Genomic DNA, 17,590 nt, shown 5'->3' with positions numbered 1-17,590 from the left:
TCTCTTTGTTGTGCTTACTAAAATTGTAGCACATTTGTTCTCTATTGCCACCTATAGGAAACTATAGGGGTCTCCTATAAATAAGACAATTGACTGGCCATTGAAACAGCTTCTGTGCTGGATTGAACGCCTAACTTGTTAAAAATGACTTTTTTATGATAATTAACCGTGCATTCCTTGATCTTTAGTTGCAATGCAATCGCCTTCACCGTCCATCCGCGGGATATCATCTCTAGAATCGTTAACTGCCGCTCTGTGAATTCGATTTGGGGCTGATTCTGCTGATGTGCCATACTTTGGCTCTGGTAACGGTTCTGCATATTAGCCGGGATCAACTGGGCTACGGCCATGAGTTCACGCTGCATATCCGCGTTTATTGTAGACACATCGAGATAACCGAAATGCTGTGACCCCATGTATAGAGGAACGGCATAACAGTGCCAGCTTTGAAAAAAAGGACTTTCATGCTGCTCAGGCAGCAAAAATACAGGCGTATTGTCCTCCATCGTTCGGGAGATGGCATTAACGCCACAGCTCTGGGCTGAAAAACTCAGTCCCGGTCGAATAGGAGATTGCTTTACGTGCGGTTCCAAATTAGAGCTGTAATCCATGGACAGCAGCACGCCGTTAACATCTGTTAGCAGGAACAGATAGGTACCTGTCAAATTCTCTTTGATATCCAAAATACTGCGGCAGAACGCTTGAATTAGAAAATGATTGATTTTGCATAGTCGGTCTATTCCGCTTTGAGCTAAATAGTGAAAGGAAGCAGGAGTTCCAGTATGAACTCCCATACCGTATTCCAATGGCCTTGAGACCGATGTATGAGCAGACATGTCATTCCTCCTTGATGCAATTCCGTTGATTAGCCAATCGTTTTGATCACATTCCCTTCCTGATCTTTAATTTGCGTGGGCACAATCTCAATAAGGAGCTTGTCCAGTGAAGGGACCTGAAAGGAGCTGGCTTGTGGACGAAGTTGCTCTACAATTTCGTTCAGTGCTTGCTGATTCACAGTCAATCTGACCTCTCGCTCCGTTTCCATCAGAGAGGGAAGATCCCCGGCTTCAAAGACAATATTGATATCCGGCCCGATCAGGGACAACGTTGCTTTTTTGGCGATTCGGCTCCTCAGGATGCTGGCTAGAAGGGTTGCCTGTTGGGCACCTAGCTGAAGCTTGGCAGGGATGTTTTTCTGTAACCGTTTTTTGCGCGGAGACTCCCAGCTCAATTGTTGGATGAACAAAAAGGCGGTGCTTGATCCGTCTTCCTCAATGCCACGCTTCGTAGCTTGGATCACCGAAGGGATATCTGCGTAGGAATTCCTCATCAGATCCGTTACATATTTAGGCATGTAGCTTTCACAGGCAGCCAGGAAACCGCGGGTATTCCAGCTCTGAATCATCTCCAGTTCACGGCAGGTCATACCGACCATTTGGATAAATTGAACAGAACCATTCGGTGTATTTAGTTCAGGTAAATCTGGATCTTCTATGAATGCAAGTGCAGTCAAGAGTGTATCGGAGTTCAGGCAGATCGGGCCGTTGGCATCCAGATAATCTCCGGGCTGAAACAGGTTACCGCTGTTGAAGACATATCGCCCCATATTTTGGAGTAGATTGAGTGCCCAGGCCGGCGGTTCTGATTCATTTTCACAGCGTGTAAGGCGAAAAGTAAGTTCAAAACCATATCCACTTTTCGATGCATCATCGCCCTCTTTGCCGTAGAGCTCCGAGAAACCATAAGTTACAAAATGCCAATGAGGCATCGGTGTATCTACCGCATAGGCACTTATTCCGTCCAGTGGGTCGGGTCCGCCAAGCATATATGGAATGGCTGTGCCATAATGTTTAGGTTCCTGTTCTCCGTACAATTGCTGTATAGCGTGGTCGATGGCGTCCCAGCCCGATGTGTTTTCTTCTTCGGTCATGATGTGTTCCTCCTTAATTGTTCTCTCCCTGAAAATCATTTAAAATTAAGTCTACTAGTTATAACAGCGACTACAAGCGGCTTAAGGATGAATTCTCTGAGATAGGACCAGGGGGTTACATATCTTTAATGAGAAGGAGAAATGTTACATGAGTATGCAAGATATGTATTTGTCCGCATTTAAACAGGAGCATTGGGATACCTTCGTTGAACTGTTTGATGAATGGTACGCTCAATTGCCCGATGAATGGAAAGAAGAGGCAAGAGTAAAAGGAATTCCAGAAGATATAAGCCGGGTACTTTTATGTGAAATGAAAGATTCCGCATTGAAATGGATAGATAAAAAGGTTCCAGCTCTGGGGGACCAAAGTCCTGCAAGTTACCTGGAAACGGAGGAAGGAGCTAATGCCCTACGGGCAGCGATTTTGCGAATGCCGCGTTAGAAATAGTTTTAGAAATGATGTCAGAATTGATGTTAGAAATAAGATGACACTTATTATAAATACGTTGTTAGGTGATCTTAGCGAGGCCGTAGGCCGCATAGTTTTCGTGAATTTGATTTTACAAAATAAATATGTTACGCTTACATCACAAGAGCAAAACAACAGAATATGTTATAACATCTTTTGATGGATTGTAACTGTGAAGACAGGCAAAACCTAAACTGATGGTGAAATGAAAGCTCCTTTTTTTGGCGCTATTTTACCCTGAGTTTAGGTTTTTCTTGTTTTCTGCTCTGTTTTGGAGTTGCTCTTACGTATGGAAAACCAAAAATTATTTCGAAAAGAGGTTGTTATGATGACCACGGCAAAAAAAGGATTCCCTGAAAACTTCTTGTGGGGCGGCGCTACAGCTGCGAACCAATTGGAGGGCGCATTCGATAAGGACGGAAAAGGTCTCTCCACAGCGGACATGATCGCTCATGTGCCAAAAGAAAAGCGCACGGGTGGACATGCCATGGAAATTTCCTCTTCCCGAATCGAAGAGATTCTCGCTGGCAAAATTGAAGAACGTTTCCCGAAACGTTTTGGTATTGATTTCTACCATCATTTTAGAGAAGATATTGCACTGTTCGCTGAAATGGGCTTCAAAGTATTCCGTTTGTCCATTCACTGGGCACGTATTTTCCCGAACGGTTATGACCAAGAGCCAAATGAAGCAGGTTTGAAATTCTATGATGAAGTATTTGATGAATTGCATAAATACGGCATTGAACCGCTCGTAACACTGTCTCACTATGAGACTCCGCTTGGTTTGACGCAAAAATACAATGGCTGGGCAAGCCGTGAAGTGATCGGACATTATGTTCGTTACGCTGAAACGGTATTCAACCGTTATAAAAACAAAGTGAAATACTGGCTGACATTTAACGAGATCAATGTGATGGTGTTCAGTCCGTACACTGGCGGCGGTATTCTAATTGATAAAGTGGACAATAAGCTGCAAACAACGTATCAAGCATTGCATCATCAATTTGTAGCAAGTGCTATGGTGACGAAGCTTGCACATGAGATTATCCCTGGCTCCCAAGTGGGCTGTATGCTTGCACGTATGGAAACTTATCCAGCGACTTGTAATCCGGTAGATGTACAACTGGCTCAGCATGAAAATCAGCTTAACCTCTTCTTCACCGACATGCACGCTCGAGGTAAATACCCGAATTACATGGCGCGTTATTTTGATGAGAATAACATTGTTATTCAAAAAGAAGCAGGCGATGATGAGATTCTGCTGAACAACACGGTAGATTTCATCTCCTTCAGTTATTACATGTCTGTGACCAAGTCGGCTTCTGCGGATGCGGCTGAGACAGCAGGTAACCTGACAGGCGGCGTGAAAAACCCTTATCTGGAAGCATCCGACTGGGGCTGGGAGATCGACCCGATCGGTCTGCGCGTAACGTTGAACAACTTCTGGGATCGTTATCAAAAACCACTCTTTATTGTAGAGAATGGTCTGGGTGCGTACGACAAAGTGGAAGAGGATGGATCTATCCATGACTCGTACCGCGTCGACTACCTCAAAAAGCACATCGAACAGATGAAAGAGGCCATCAAAGATGGCGTTGAGCTGATTGGTTTTACTGCATGGGGCCCGATTGACCTCGTGAGTATGTCGACATCCGAGATGTCCAAACGTTATGGCTTTATCTACGTGGATCTCGATGATGAAGGTAACGGAACACTTGCACGCTCCAAAAAAGATTCATTTGATTGGTACAAAAATGTGATTGCCAGCAATGGTGAGCAACTGTAAACACCTGAAACAAAGATCTGATATTCAGCGATGACATTCTTAGGATTGTTACCGCACAGGGGCGGGCAAAACCTGACTTAAAAGTGTGATATGAGCTTTCGCTTCATACAACCTTTTTGGTTGGCGCTTGTCCGCTTTTTACTTTGCAATCAAACATCACATGAGCTGGAGGGGTTCTTTTGAAGAAGTGGAATAAAGGCATTAAACACGTTTCCTGTATGTTAGCACTAACGCTGAGTCTAAGTGTGATCTGGCCTGGGACAACAGGTGCAGCAAGCGCACAAGTAACGCAAATTCAGGCGAATACGTTTGTTGGTGATCCGGGTGAGATGGTTGAATCTTTCGACATTACGGTTTCAGACGTGGAAAAATACAAAAATCTGAAGGCGTCGGACTTTGATATTACAGGCAACTATGACGGTTATCCGTTAAATGCTGCAGGAGAAATTGTGCAAGACAACTATGAAGATGACGGCATCACGGTATCCATGAAGGATCATACGATCCACATGACCGTGAAACCTTTCAAATATCCTGGAGGTCTGAAATCCGAGTTTGCGGTAACCAGCAAAACATATCCAGAGCTTTCTTTTGATAAAAAAAGTGTTACTCAGGTGAAAACACGTACCGTGGATGAGTTTGAAAAAGCACAATTCACAGCGAGCAACGGTGTAACGTTATCTTATAACTTGAAACGCAGTCCTTCCAAGGAAGCAAAGCCGCTTATGGTATGGCTTCACGGCGGTGGTGAAGTTGGAACGGACGGACGCAATCATCTAACCGCGAATCGCGGTGCAGTAGTCTGGACAGAATCAGGGTATGATACTTCTGTACTAGCGGTGCAATATCCTGAGAATTACAGCTTCAAAATTTACAACAATGCAGAGCAACTACCAATAATGAAGGCATATTTTGAAGCTCAGGTTGAGTTGATTCAAAAGCTTGTTGCCGAAGGTGAAGTAGACCCTGACCGGATTTATCTGTCTGGTGTATCCAGTGGTGGTGGAGGTGCATTCCGCTTCCTGATGCAGTATCCTGACCTGTTTGCTGGAGCAATTATCGTTGCTGCCAAAGATACCGTTGCGGACTATACGGGTTCCGTTGATGCATTCAAGCAAGAACTGAAAGGCATTGTAGATGTGCCGATGTGGATTATGCACGCTCAAAATGATCCAACAACAGATAGTCGTACTAGTTCACTTGCTTATCAGGCATTGACGGAGATGGGGGCTAAACAGGTGCATTTAACTTTATACGATGATGCATACATGGATAGTCATAGATTCTATGGAGGTTTGAAACATTGGTCATGGGTACCTGCTTTTAACAATAAAGAGGTTATCGCGAGTCTGTTCAAACTTCATAAAGGTACAGCTGGAGAGCAGACAGGTTCCTCATCAGAGCATGCTGTACACCCCTCTGAACCTGTAACACGCGCGCAGATTGCAATGGTTCTGGCTGATGCTCTTCAACTTTCGGAAGGAACTGAGAAATATCCTTATGTGGACAGCGCTCCCGACTGGGCTGCTCAAGCCATTGCAAAGGTGACCAAGGCGGGACTGATGAAAGGCATCGGCAATCAAATGTTTGCTCCAGAGAGCGAAGTAACACGAGCGCAGATGGCAGTTATTGTAGACCAGATCCTGACCAATAAGGATTGGAAGCCTGCTACAGATTCAGTGGAGCTGATGTTTGGCGATGTCGACAGTAAGCATTGGGCACATGCGGCGATTCGGAATAGTGCTCGTGCTGGTGTAATGACAGGTGTGAGCAAAGGCAAGTTTGATATGAAGCAAATCGTAACAGGCGCACAGCTTGAGCAGATCATGGAGCGTCTAGAGCAAGTGGGCACAAAATAAAGCTTCGAATGGATATAGAATAAAATTTATATAAGTTGAACTTTTTTTACACGTTAACGGAGAGGACAGAAAAAACCTGGAAAAGCGGAGCGGTCGCATTTATCACCGGATTTTCCCCTTAGGAAAAGGGGATCGAAAAAATCTGGGGATAACAGCGATTAGAAGGTTATTCTGTCATCGAAGTGGATTGTGTAAAATCTTAAGTTCAATTTATATAGATATTCAATGTTGAGAGGATGAACGCAAATGACTACACCGTTTCCGAAGGATTTTCTATGGGGCGGCGCGGTAGCGGCGAACCAGCTTGAAGGAGCTTATAATGCGGATGGTAAAGGTCTGTCTGTACAGGACGTTATGCCACATGGTATTACAACGCCAAGAACCGAAGGCCCTACCGAAGATAACTTGAAGTTGATCGGTATTGATTTCTACAATCGCTACAAAGAGGATGTCAAACTGTTTGCCGAGATGGGCTTTAAGGTGTTCCGTACATCCATTGCGTGGTCTCGCATTTTTCCAAAAGGGGACGAACTGGAGCCTAACGAGAAAGGTCTGCAATTCTATGATGACCTGTTCGATGAGTGTCACAAATACGGCATTGAACCGCTCGTAACGATCTCTCACTACGAGACGCCGCTACATTTGTCTAAAACCTATGATGGATGGGTTAACCGTAAAATGATCGAGTTTTACGAACGTTATGTCACTGTGCTGTTTAACCGTTTCAAAGGCAAAGTGAAGTACTGGTTGACGTTTAATGAGATCAACTCCATTCTGGAAGAACCATTCATGAGCGGTGGTATTTATACACCGAAATCCGAATTGTCCAAGCAGGATCTGTACCAGGCGATCCATCATGAATTGGTAGCCAGTGCGCTTGCTGTCAAACTGGGCCATGAGATTATGCCGGAAGCGAAAATCGGGTGCATGGTGCTGAGCATGCCGACATATCCGCTCACACCGAATCCAGACGACGTTGTTGCAGCGATGCACGCAGAGCAACGTAATGATATTTTTGCTGATATCCATGCACGTGGTTATTATCCAAAATACATCAATCGTTATTTCAAAGCGAATAACATCAACATTAAGTTCGAAGACGGGGATGCTGAAATTCTCAAGCACACCGTAGATTTCATCTCCTTCAGCTATTACGTAAGTATCTGTGAGACCGGAGATCCGGAGAAACGGAAAGAGGGCAAAGGAAACCTGTTTGCAGGCGTGCAAAACCCGTACTTGAAAGCAAGTGAGTGGGGCTGGCAGATTGACCCTCAGGGCTTACGCGTAACCCTCAATAAGTACTGGGACCGTTACCAGAAACCGTTGTTTATTGTCGAAAACGGTCTGGGTGCTGTCGATGAGCTTATTACAGATGAACACGGCAATAAAACAGTCCATGATGACTACCGCATTCAATACTTGAATGATCACCTGGTTCAAGTTGGTGAAGCGCTTGAAGATGGTGTCGAAGTGATGGGGTACACGTCATGGGGCTGCATTGACTTGGTAAGTGCATCTACAGCAGAGATGAAGAAACGTTATGGTTTTATCTATGTAGACCGTAATAACGACGGTTCAGGAACACTAGAGCGTTATAAGAAGAAATCGTTCCACTGGTACAAAGAAGTTATTAGTACAAATGGCGCAAGTCTTGTCGATAATAATGCAAAAGCATAATTCCAAAGTCATTGTTGTATGAGTGCCTTTTATGTCGCATTAACGCACATTAACCGCTTTCAGAAAAACGTTGTCACATGCGATTTAATATGGTAAGATAGGCCCAAGGCTAAAGAATACTGGATTGTTACTGTTCAATCAGGCAAAACCAGAGGCAGGCATACTTCATGACCTGTTTTGGTTTTGCCTTTTACTACTTTGACGGTGCAAGGTGATGTGAAGAAATGAAAATTGAGAAGGTGCTCAACAACAATGTAGTCACTGTAATTGATCCGGGAGGTAACGAACTGGTCGTTATGGGGCGTGGAATTGCCTTCAAAAAGCATACTGGTGAATTCATCGACGAGAGTCTCGTCGAAAAAATATTTTCGCTCGAAAGTAAAGAAGTATCTCAGAAATTGAAGACGCTTCTGTCTGATATTCCGGTGGAATATGTGGAATGCTCGGATGAGATTATTCGTTACGCTGAGACGGTACTGGGTGAGAAGCTTCATGAAAGCATCTACATTTCACTGACGGATCATATTCATTTTGCTATTGACCGACATCGTCAAGGATTGCAGATCCGCAATGCATTATTTTGGGAAATCAAGCGTATGTACCGGAAGGAATATGCGATCGGTCTCAAGGCATTGCAGATTATTGAAGAAACGTTAGGTGTTCTTCTTCCCGAGGACGAATGTGCATTTATCGCGATGCATCTGGTTAATGCCCAGATGAATGGTGAGATGAGAGAAACGATCAGCATTACGAATATCGTGAAGGATATTCTGAATATCGTTCGGCGCAGTTTCGTGATCGAGCTCGACGAAGATTCACTAAGTTATTACCGATTCCTGACCCATTTGAAGTTCTTCGCTCAACGGGTACTGCAAGGTACAGCGATTGAAGACAAGGAAGAGGATAATCCGCTTCATGATTTGGTGAGTAAACAATATCCGGAAGCACATGCTTGTGCAGTCAAGATTAACGATTATACACGTAAAATCTATAATCGGGTCTTGTCGAAGGAAGAAGTGTTGTATCTCACGATCCATATCGAACGTATTGTCCGAAATGAACAAACAATCGAATAATTTGGGATTGTTACTGCAAAAAAGGCAAAACCTAAACGTTGAAACATGATAAGCTATTCTGCTTTGTCATGGATCGGTGTTTAGGTTTTTTTTAAACCTTCAATACACATAAAAGGAGCAAAACACAATGGATAAACAACAATTGTCCAAAGATATTCTGAAGCTTGTTGGTGGCGAAGAAAACGTGGATCAAGTGACCCACTGTATGACAAGACTCAGATTTAACTTGAATGACAACAAAAAAGCAGACAAAGAAACATTAAAGAACACACCTGGAGTTATGGGTGTTATGGAGAATGGTGGACAGTTCCAGGTCATCATCGGTAACGATGTACCGAAGGTATACAACGCGTTGGTAGGCAACATGTCCAAAGGTGCAAATGCAGGATCTTCTACGGCTTCTACAGGCCCGAAACAAAAGAGAAATCCGATAAGTGCCCTGTTTGACTTCATCTCGGGTGTATTTACTCCAATCCTCCCGGCGATTACTGGCGCAGGTATGATCAAAGGGATCGTGGCGATCCTTGTAGCGTTTGGCTGGCTGTCCGATAAGAGTTCGACTTATGTTATCTTATCTGCGATTGGTGACGGTGCTTTCTACTTCCTGCCAATCATTCTTGCCATCAGTGCTGCTAAGAAATTGGGAAGTAATATGTATATCGGTGCAGCGCTTGCAGCCGGGATTATGCATCCAACCATTACAGCTTTACTGGCAGAAGGAAACTCATCGTTCGCGGGGATTAAAGTCGTCGCAGCAACCTATTCTTCAACGGTTATTCCGATTGTTATTGCGATCTGGATTGCTTCTTACGTGGAAAAAGCGGTTGACCGCATTACCCATTCATCGGTAAAACTCATTGTCGTACCAACGGTTACCTTGTTGATCATGGTTCCACTTACATTGATTGCGATTGGACCACTGGGTTCCATTATCGGTAATGGTATGTCTGGCGGTATTGCTTGGTTGTTCGATAATGCGTCTATCCTTGCAAGTATTCTGATTGGTGGTACAATGTCACTGCTGATTATTACAGGAATGCACTATGCGTTGCTACCGATCGTTGTTGGTTCCATGACAACATTAGGTTATGACTTTATTATTCCTTTGATGCTTGCAGCAAACTGGGCTCAAGCGGGTGGAGCGATTGGTGTAGGACTGCGTTCCAAAAATGGACAAACGAAATCTATGGCTTATTCCACAGGTCTGACAGCATTTATGGGGATTACTGAACCAGCGATGTATGGTGTTAATATGAGATACAAAAAACCGTTTATTGCGGCGCTCATCGGTGGGGCAATTGGCGGTGGCTTTATGGGTATTGTTAAGGTAAAAGCATTTGTACTAACAGGGCTTGTAGGTTTGCCGGGACTTGCGGCATTTATCAGTCCGTCCATCAGTACATTGATTTATGGTATCCTGGGCGGTGTCATTGCGATTGTCTCTGCAGCATTGATTACGTACATCTTGGGATTCCAGGAAAATGATGCTCCACAAGCAGCTGCAACTTCAGCATCTACAGAAACTGTAACGTCAGCAACAACGACTGCTCCAGCAGTAACGGAAGAAACACAAGCACAAGATGAGCAAGTATATAGCCCGATCACGGGTGAAGTGAAACCGCTTAGTGAAGTTCCTGACCCTGCGTTTTCTGAAGAAATTATGGGTAAAGGTTTTGCAATTCAACCGACAGAAGGCCGTGTTGTTTCTCCAATCAACGGAACGGTATTCTCATTATCGAAGAGCGGACATGCCATTGGTCTCGTAAGTGATACAGGTGCGGAAATGCTGATTCACATCGGGATTGATACGGTGAAGTTGAAAGGCCAGTTCTTCTCTCCTAAAGTTCAGGCAGGCACCAAGGTTTCTGTGGGTGATGTCTTGATGGAATTCGACCGGGAAGAGATTGAAAAAGCCGGATATACAACGATCACACCGGTAATCATCACGAATATGCATCAATATACTTCGATTGAGTCTGCTGGTCGCACAACCGTTAAGGAACAAGAACTGTTGTTCACGGCAAAAGCATAATTCAATATAACAAAAGCAGTTGCTTCCTGGAATATATCCAGAGGAGCAACTGCTTTTTTCGTTTTAATTATGAAGATTTCTCTATGTATATTGTAGAGAGGCCTGTGCAATCTGAATCAGCTTTATTTTAAAGGAAACATAGTTAGATGGTTATTTGACGATTATTTTACCTTGTCCTGCGAGCATGCGCATTTCACGGGACAGACGATCCTGGTGCTCTTTTTCAACTTCAAGTTGCACACCGTAACGCCATACCATGTTATGTTCCATCCCCCAGCGAAGTGTGCCCTCAATATATAATAAGTCTTCAAACAGCTTCAAGTTGATGCCGATGCGAATATCGTTATCTTCTACAGGGAGGGACAGAGGAAAAGCAAGCTGACAGCCCGAACGACTGATATCACGTAATTCGGCCTGAATAGGCTTGGAAGGACCGTCCATGCCATTAATGCTCAGGATATAGATTTCGAAGTGCATAGGTTCTTTCAGAGTATAACGAAAAGGTTCTTTCCTATTATTAATTGGCATAGATTCCTCCATCAAGTTCAAAAAAATTCCGTTATGGATATATCGTCAGTTGTTAACCAGAAATGAAGAGTAACGTTACAGAGATGGTTCGGGAGTTCGATTTTATGTATGGGGCTGGCTTGTTATAATAAAAAAATGAAGGAGTGGATGAACATGCAAGGAACATTTCAGATGGATACGGATACAGCCACATTATGTTGTTATGATCTGGCGTCATTAGAGCATCGTCTCCAGGATACACCTGACTGGTGGTCGATCCCGGATGGTGAACTGGAGGAGGTCAACGCAGGTCATTGTCTGTTTCTGAATCTGGGTGAGGACGGAACGTATGAAGTGCACTGGAATGTGCAAGAAACGGTTTTGGAAACCGGGAGTGAAGCAGAGCCGAGACAGGTATATTATTTTCAGGTTCCTTCGGGCACCGTTTACTTAGGGGCAGCAGATGATGTCAGTGGCGGTGAACTGGAGCCGGATGAATTATCCCAAGGGGTTTTCTTACAACTAAACTCTGGAAATTATGCGTGTACTGTGTTCAAAAAAGAAAATCAGATATCGGTTACGATCCAACCTAGTGACCAAGGGAAGAACAAGCTGCAGGATTTGATCCGACTATAGCATGGTCTTGCATGGATTAATTTAATTAGACTACATACTTATATAAGTCATTTTTAGGAGAGATGGATATGCATCAATGGAGCGGGACACCGATCATGAATGCTTCTCTTTTGCACCAGCGGATAAGAGCGCTTGCGGCACTTGATATCATTCTGTCAGAGGAGGAATGGCTCCGCGTCCGTCGTTATCACCATAACATTCTTCAGCCAGATACAGCATGGGGAAGTGTAGATAACGGGGCAGGGGACCATCTGCATGCTCTGTTTACGAATACGGGCACGTTACTCAAAGGGTTTGATCATGAATCCCCGCTTAGTCCGCATAACCGAGAGGATGATGCAACTTATTATCCGGGAATGTACGATGAGGTACCGGAGGAGTTCATACGTCTGTTAGATCAACACGAGGAAACGCTGGCTCGAGAGGATGTGACCTTCTGTATGTGGCAGGAAGTGCACAGTCCTGAGTGGAAAGCAGGCAGTTGGATTGGACTTGCTATGGCTCAGGAGGACGAATCGGATGCTGAGGGTGGGGTAGCATTTCTGCTCGGTTATATCGAGGAAACACCGGAATCATACATCGATTGGGCAAAAGATTACTACGATATACAGGATATGTCTTTGACTGCTGTGACTGAAATATATAACGATGCACCGATTAGTGCTGACCTGATCCGAGAATTGAATCCAAAGCGTGATGTGTTCGTTGCAATGGATGAACTACGGCAATCTGGATACGCAGTGCAGCGAAGTGAAGCCCGGTAAACGATGTTTGAGGGAGGTATCAGGTTATGGGTTGGGAGTATGGGATCAGAACGAAGGAGCAGGAGCACGGCAGGTTGACTGAGATCTTGACGCGACTGGCGGCTTCGCTGACACATAACAGGATGTACAGTGTAGAACAACATATGGATGGTTTTGTTCTTTTGCGTGATGATAAATCTTGGCCCAAAGCTTTGGAAGTATGGCTGGAGGAAGCGAACAATTTGGATGAAGTAGCGGAGGGTGAAAAATACATCTACTGCCTGTTCCATATCTGGGGGGAGGAAGGACGAGCCTGGAAGGAGCAGATGGAGGTTGTGACGAATCAGTATCCAGAAGTATTTGAATGGTTCGAATTGTGAGTGCCGGAAGTGGTGTTCCGGGAAAGGAGTGAACGTTGTGGCGAGAAGATCAAAAAGTAAAATTCCGGTGCTCCTTTATCAGTATGAAGGCCCCGAGAGGAATATCGGGTTTACCTTATCTCCTCTATACCTGATTGAAGAGGATGTGCGTGAGATAAGAAAGGAAGATATGCTGTTTATCTATGATGAGGATTTCAAGCATATTCGTCCGGCAATCCATCGTGTTTTCCCTTTAACGGACCCGCAAAGTGGAGAAGAGCTGCGGGCGTTTGATCCCTGTTGGGATAATCCGTTGGTAAAAGAGGTATGGCCGGGCATTTTAGCTGAGTTGGAGCAGGTGGAAGTTGTTGAACCGGAACTGCGGGTGTTCCTGGATTCGTTGACAACCTGGATTCGGAAAGTTCTGGATTCAGCTGATGGAATTGAAGTTACGGGTAATCTGTGAATTCAATGGAAATTAGAGTGCTCGAACAGAAGCCCTTTTATAGTATAAAGGGACCTTTTTTGGATATCTGCAAACAGATGAGACCTGTTCAAAGGCTGAGCCTGAACTGGTCTCATCTTTCTGTTTTTTCACGATATCTGACCTGCTGTTGCAAAAAAGATAAAATAATTGTCTTTTTGCAATGATGGTATTGTCACAATGCAGGTTACAAGCTATAATCGAGTTGTTTGAAGGGACAAATTACAAAGGATGGTGATATTTTGAAGAAGTTTTCATTGCTTTTACTCGCAGTCACTTTATTGTTGTTAACGGTTTCAACAGCCCCTGCTACATATGGTGCGGCTAACTTTCCCAACACGGGCACAAATGGTTTGACTGGTTTTGCAGGTAATTCGAAGAATGAAAACGGTGTATCCAAGGCGGCGACGACAGGGGGCAGGAACGGTCAGGTCGTGTATGTCAGTAATCTGAATGATCTGAGAACACACATGGCAGGCTCTACAGCTAAGATTGTCGTTGTGGAACAGAATATTTCTTCATCCAGCTTGCAAAAAGTTGAATTTGGTTCCAACAAAACATTGGTAGGTTCTTTTGACAGACATACATTAACGAACATTCACTTCAGATCCACTTCGGGATCAAGCAATGTGATCTTTCAAAATCTGACGTTTAATCACTCTGCGAACATCAATGCCAACGATGATATCCAGATGTACATCACTTCCGGCTCCAACTATTGGATCGACCATGTTACCTTCTCGGGCCACAACTACAGTTCTGGCGGCAATGACCTGGATAAGCTTTTGTATATCGGTGACCGCGCAGACTATATCACGATCAGTAACTCCAAATTTGCGAATCACAAATATGGCATCATTCTAGGACACCCGAATGACGGTAATAGCAGTTATAATGGTGTGCCTCATGTGACGATGTCCAATAACTATTTCGAAAACTTGTATGTACGTGGCCCTGGACTTATGCGTTATGGTTTCTTCCACATCAAAAACAATTACGCCAATAACTTCAATCAAGCGATCACGATCGGAGAAAAAGCCCGTATTTATTCCGAAAACAACTACTTTGGTGCAGGAGCTGAAAAAGGCGGCATTCTGGACGACAAAGGTAAAGGAGAATTTACGGATAAAGGTAGCACACCCGCTCTGAACAGCCCGGTTTCTCCAAAAACCAACTGGAGACCAAGCAATAACTACAGCTATCAAGTTGAAAGCGCGGCCTATGCACGTGAGTTTGTTACGAAATATGCCGGATCATCAAATACAACATTGGTATTTGGCAAGTAACAGCCGGAAGGCATATGAGATCACTATAAAAGATGAAGATGGAGTAAAGAGTCTGCTTTTATGCGTACCTACGCATGAGCGGGCTTCTTTCTTTTGGCTCACATTCAGGAGATTTTATTTTGTTAACATATATTTATTAAGACATATTAATTTTAGACATAAATTACCGATATACATAAAGTGGCGCTGACTGCACGTTTATGAAGTTAATATGTACTATGCTAAAGGCGCAGGGGTTACGGAACTACGTATAAGCAGGACTATGGACTGAGAATAAACTTACAGTGGCCTACATGTGTTAATTTTTTTAACTTACATAAAGGACGGGGTAAGCATGAATCGTATTGATGAGATCACTTGGCAGAGAAACAAACTAGTAAGTTACATGATGTGGGCCATAACGGCCATCAGCGCGGGAATCACGATTATTGTTCCAGATCTATGGCTGTCCACGCTACTCTCCATTGTAGTTACTTTAGCAGTTACCGTATGCAATTTTATGAAAAAAGGTATACATATCATTCCATGGTTTGTGACCGTAGCGGTGATCGCCAGTGGAATTTACGTAAGTCGTGACGCGATGAATGCCGTGCAAGGCATTCTTATTGTTTCACCGCTGCTCCTGTATCCGAATAGTAAGCACTATAATATTGCCTTTTCGGTGATGCTTGCCTTTTTCACGGTTCAACTTGTTGTTGTGTCATCGGCGAGCATAGAGTTGCTCTTTGCTGACTTGATTAATTTTAGTATGTATATCGTAACCGGAATTATCATGATCACCGTGTCAAGGGTGAACAAACGATTGTTCATGGATAGTGAAGCACGGGGAGCGCAGGTAGAAGAGTCACGCACTCGTGTGGAAATCATGTTGGAACGGGTAAAAGAAGCTGTTGTAGGGCTGTCCCGCTATACAGAGCAATTGAAACAAAAAGTGGATGAGACCGGTGCCATCACCAACGAAGTTACGGTTGGATTCAGCGAAGTTGCAAGAGGGGTCGAGTTTCAGGCGACCAGTATTGCTGAAATCTCCGAATCGTTATCTCAGTCTGACCGTCATATTAAGGACGTAGCGTCTTATTCCGAGCAGATGAAAGAGCTGTCCGCAAGTATGGCCTCAAGTACACAGACGGGTAGTGCGCAGATGGGTCACCTGAACGAACAGATGCATGAATTGTACGAGACAATAAACACGACTGCTGATGATATGAAGAAATTCAATGATCAGAGTGAATCGATGACGTTAATGCTGAACAGTATCTCCGATATCGCCACTCAAACCAACCTGCTTGCGCTGAATGCAGCTATTGAAGCAGCACGGGCAGGTGAGCATGGACGCGGCTTTGCTGTCGTTTCGGAGGAAGTCCGCAAGCTGGCTGAAAGCTCAGGGCAATCGGCGAGTGAGATTACCTCGATCCTCACCAGTCTGAGAACACAGACGCAAGCATTGACAAGCCGGTTTGAAGGGGTTCGTCAGTTGTTGCAAGTTGGGGCAGAAAGTGTTCTGACAACGGAACGGGTATTCCAGTCCATTAATACCAATTCACAGAATGTATTGACTCAGGCCACAGAGATTGAAACAAGTTCAGCAACGATGAAGGAATCCTCGACTCGGGTGGTTAACGAGGTATCCGAGATTTCCAGTGTAACGCAACAATCCAGTGCTGCAACGGAAGAGATTCTGGCGAGTATGGAAGAGCAACGTAATCTGACACAAAATATGGTGGCAAGCTTTACCGAACTGGAGAAGCTTATTGTTAATCTAGGTGATCTCGTGTCCGATCATCATGCTTCGAGACCAGATAACAAATCCGAGATAGATTCATCCCTTGCGGCAAAGGTTGTTCCAATCCCTACGATATCAGCCTAAGTCTGACTTTCGTCTTGCAAGAGATGGTTAACCGATCATATTAGGTTTATGCCAATAGGCCCGTCCATGCGTAATTACTCGCTTTGCGGGCTTTTTTGGCGTTCAAAGGTCTCTTGTAGCGATCTATATTTTTAGATAGAGTAGGTGTAGAAATAGAAAAGTAATGAAGGAGAGATCATTTTGAATTGGACAGATATCAGTAAAATCAAAGATATAGAGCATCTTTCTGAAGTTATAGCTTCATCCTCATTGGATGTCAATGAACGGGATGAACGCGGACGAACACCCCTTATGCTCTTCTTGACTAATCGTGCGCCTCTTGAGGGCATTCGCTGTCTGCTGCAAGCCAATCCTGAACTGGAATTGGAGGACAAACTCGGGGATACCGCTTTGAAAAAAGCCGTAAGGTTCAACCAGCCTGAAGCGATTCGTTTATTGCTTGAACATGGGGCGAAACTGGATTCTCCCAACGGCATTCTAGCTACAGCCTGGAACCTGGCAAGAGGGCGCAATCCAAACATGGAAGAGATGCTGCTAGATACACCTGGAGCCATACGTTTGATTTTGACGGCTGAAGAACAGCAGATTGTGGATGACATTGTTTACGAGGAGTCTTCCGAGGCAGCCTGTGAGAAAATTCGGATGCTGGACTCAGAAGTGTTGATACATGCAGTGGTGAATGGCTTTAATTGGGATGATCGTCCCGGACCGATGATTGTAGCAGCTGAGCATCCAAAATGTGCCGAGATCACAAAACTTGATATGGCTGAATTGATGGAGGCAGACTACTGGCTGGAAATGGATATGGAAGAAGTGAATACAAGAGCAGATGGGTCTACATATCGCCACCTCGCGGCATTTTTGACTAGAAAGGGTTGA

At 44.3% G+C, this 17,590-nt stretch carries 16 protein-coding genes; 13 read left to right on the top strand and 3 right to left on the bottom strand.

The window, feature by feature from the left end; genetic code table 11:
* Positions 1-74: 74 nt before the first annotated feature.
* Positions 75-836 carry a LuxR C-terminal-related transcriptional regulator gene (locus M3629_RS11380; protein WP_251506054.1) on the bottom strand — a complete coding sequence of 254 codons (762 nt, stop codon included), beginning with the start codon at positions 834-836 and terminating at the stop codon, positions 75-77.
* A gap of 29 nt (positions 837-865) precedes the next feature.
* Entirely contained in the window at positions 866-1,930 is a 1,065-nt protein-coding gene (locus M3629_RS11375) for a suppressor of fused domain protein (protein WP_251506052.1), read from the bottom strand.
* Positions 1,931-2,078: 148 nt separating this feature from the next.
* Between M3629_RS11375 and M3629_RS11370 the strand changes: the two genes are divergently transcribed.
* The 6 genes from M3629_RS11370 (at position 2,079) to M3629_RS11345 (ending at position 10,829) form a co-directional block, all read left to right on the top strand.
* The gene (locus tag M3629_RS11370; RefSeq protein WP_251506048.1) at positions 2,079-2,372 is read left to right on the top strand and encodes an MbcA/ParS/Xre antitoxin family protein; all 294 of its coding nucleotides are present in this window, start codon (positions 2,079-2,081) and stop codon (positions 2,370-2,372) included.
* 355 nt (positions 2,373-2,727) lie between these two features.
* Positions 2,728-4,185, top strand: coding sequence for a glycoside hydrolase family 1 protein (locus M3629_RS11365; RefSeq protein WP_154888585.1), 1,458 nt, complete (start codon positions 2,728-2,730; stop codon positions 4,183-4,185).
* 179 nt (positions 4,186-4,364) lie between these two features.
* Positions 4,365-6,044 (top strand): S-layer homology domain-containing protein, encoded by a 1,680-nt coding sequence (locus tag M3629_RS11360; RefSeq protein ID WP_251506044.1) that lies wholly within the window; start codon positions 4,365-4,367, stop codon positions 6,042-6,044.
* Positions 6,045-6,290: 246 nt separating this feature from the next.
* The gene (locus tag M3629_RS11355; RefSeq protein WP_251506040.1) at positions 6,291-7,721 is read left to right on the top strand and encodes a glycoside hydrolase family 1 protein; all 1,431 of its coding nucleotides are present in this window, start codon (positions 6,291-6,293) and stop codon (positions 7,719-7,721) included.
* Positions 7,722-7,945: 224 nt separating this feature from the next.
* Positions 7,946-8,797 (top strand): BglG family transcription antiterminator LicT, encoded by an 852-nt coding sequence (gene licT / locus M3629_RS11350; RefSeq protein ID WP_090915167.1) that lies wholly within the window; start codon positions 7,946-7,948, stop codon positions 8,795-8,797.
* A gap of 127 nt (positions 8,798-8,924) precedes the next feature.
* The gene (locus tag M3629_RS11345; protein ID WP_251506038.1) at positions 8,925-10,829 is read left to right on the top strand and encodes a beta-glucoside-specific PTS transporter subunit IIABC; all 1,905 of its coding nucleotides are present in this window, start codon (positions 8,925-8,927) and stop codon (positions 10,827-10,829) included.
* A gap of 150 nt (positions 10,830-10,979) precedes the next feature.
* Here M3629_RS11345 and M3629_RS11340 read toward each other — a convergent pair whose 3' ends face one another.
* On the bottom strand, positions 10,980-11,357 hold the full coding sequence (locus tag M3629_RS11340; protein ID WP_251506035.1) for a PilZ domain-containing protein: 378 nt from the start codon (positions 11,355-11,357) through the stop codon (positions 10,980-10,982).
* Between the two features lie 153 nt (positions 11,358-11,510).
* On the opposite strand from M3629_RS11340, the gene M3629_RS11335 reads away from it, so the two are divergent.
* The 7 genes from M3629_RS11335 to M3629_RS11305 all read left to right on the top strand — a co-directional run bounded on the left by M3629_RS11335 (position 11,511) and on the right by M3629_RS11305 (position 17,590).
* Positions 11,511-11,972, top strand: a complete 462-nt coding sequence (locus M3629_RS11335; RefSeq protein WP_251506031.1) for a DUF6386 family protein — start codon at positions 11,511-11,513, stop codon at positions 11,970-11,972.
* A 68-nt stretch (positions 11,973-12,040) separates the two neighbouring features.
* Positions 12,041-12,736, top strand: a complete 696-nt coding sequence (locus M3629_RS11330; RefSeq protein ID WP_251506028.1) for a hypothetical protein — start codon at positions 12,041-12,043, stop codon at positions 12,734-12,736.
* A 26-nt stretch (positions 12,737-12,762) separates the two neighbouring features.
* The gene (locus M3629_RS11325) at positions 12,763-13,095 is read left to right on the top strand and encodes a hypothetical protein (protein WP_251506025.1); all 333 of its coding nucleotides are present in this window, start codon (positions 12,763-12,765) and stop codon (positions 13,093-13,095) included.
* A gap of 37 nt (positions 13,096-13,132) precedes the next feature.
* Complete coding sequence (locus M3629_RS11320; RefSeq protein WP_251506022.1) at positions 13,133-13,540, top strand: hypothetical protein; 408 nt, start codon at positions 13,133-13,135, stop codon at positions 13,538-13,540.
* A 260-nt stretch (positions 13,541-13,800) separates the two neighbouring features.
* The gene (locus M3629_RS11315) at positions 13,801-14,844 is read left to right on the top strand and encodes a pectate lyase family protein (RefSeq protein ID WP_435368210.1); all 1,044 of its coding nucleotides are present in this window, start codon (positions 13,801-13,803) and stop codon (positions 14,842-14,844) included.
* Positions 14,845-15,178: 334 nt separating this feature from the next.
* Positions 15,179-16,711 (top strand): methyl-accepting chemotaxis protein, encoded by a 1,533-nt coding sequence (locus M3629_RS11310; RefSeq protein ID WP_251506018.1) that lies wholly within the window; start codon positions 15,179-15,181, stop codon positions 16,709-16,711.
* A 180-nt stretch (positions 16,712-16,891) separates the two neighbouring features.
* Positions 16,892-17,590, top strand: a complete 699-nt coding sequence (locus tag M3629_RS11305) for a DUF4274 domain-containing protein (RefSeq protein WP_251506015.1) — start codon at positions 16,892-16,894, stop codon at positions 17,588-17,590.

The sequence above is a fragment of the Paenibacillus polysaccharolyticus genome, from assembly GCF_023714295.1.
GTDB classification, from domain to species: domain Bacteria; phylum Bacillota; class Bacilli; order Paenibacillales; family Paenibacillaceae; genus Paenibacillus; species Paenibacillus polysaccharolyticus_A.
The sequence above is the reverse complement of the archived record's forward strand: the minus strand, read 5'-3'. Positions and strand labels throughout refer to the sequence as shown.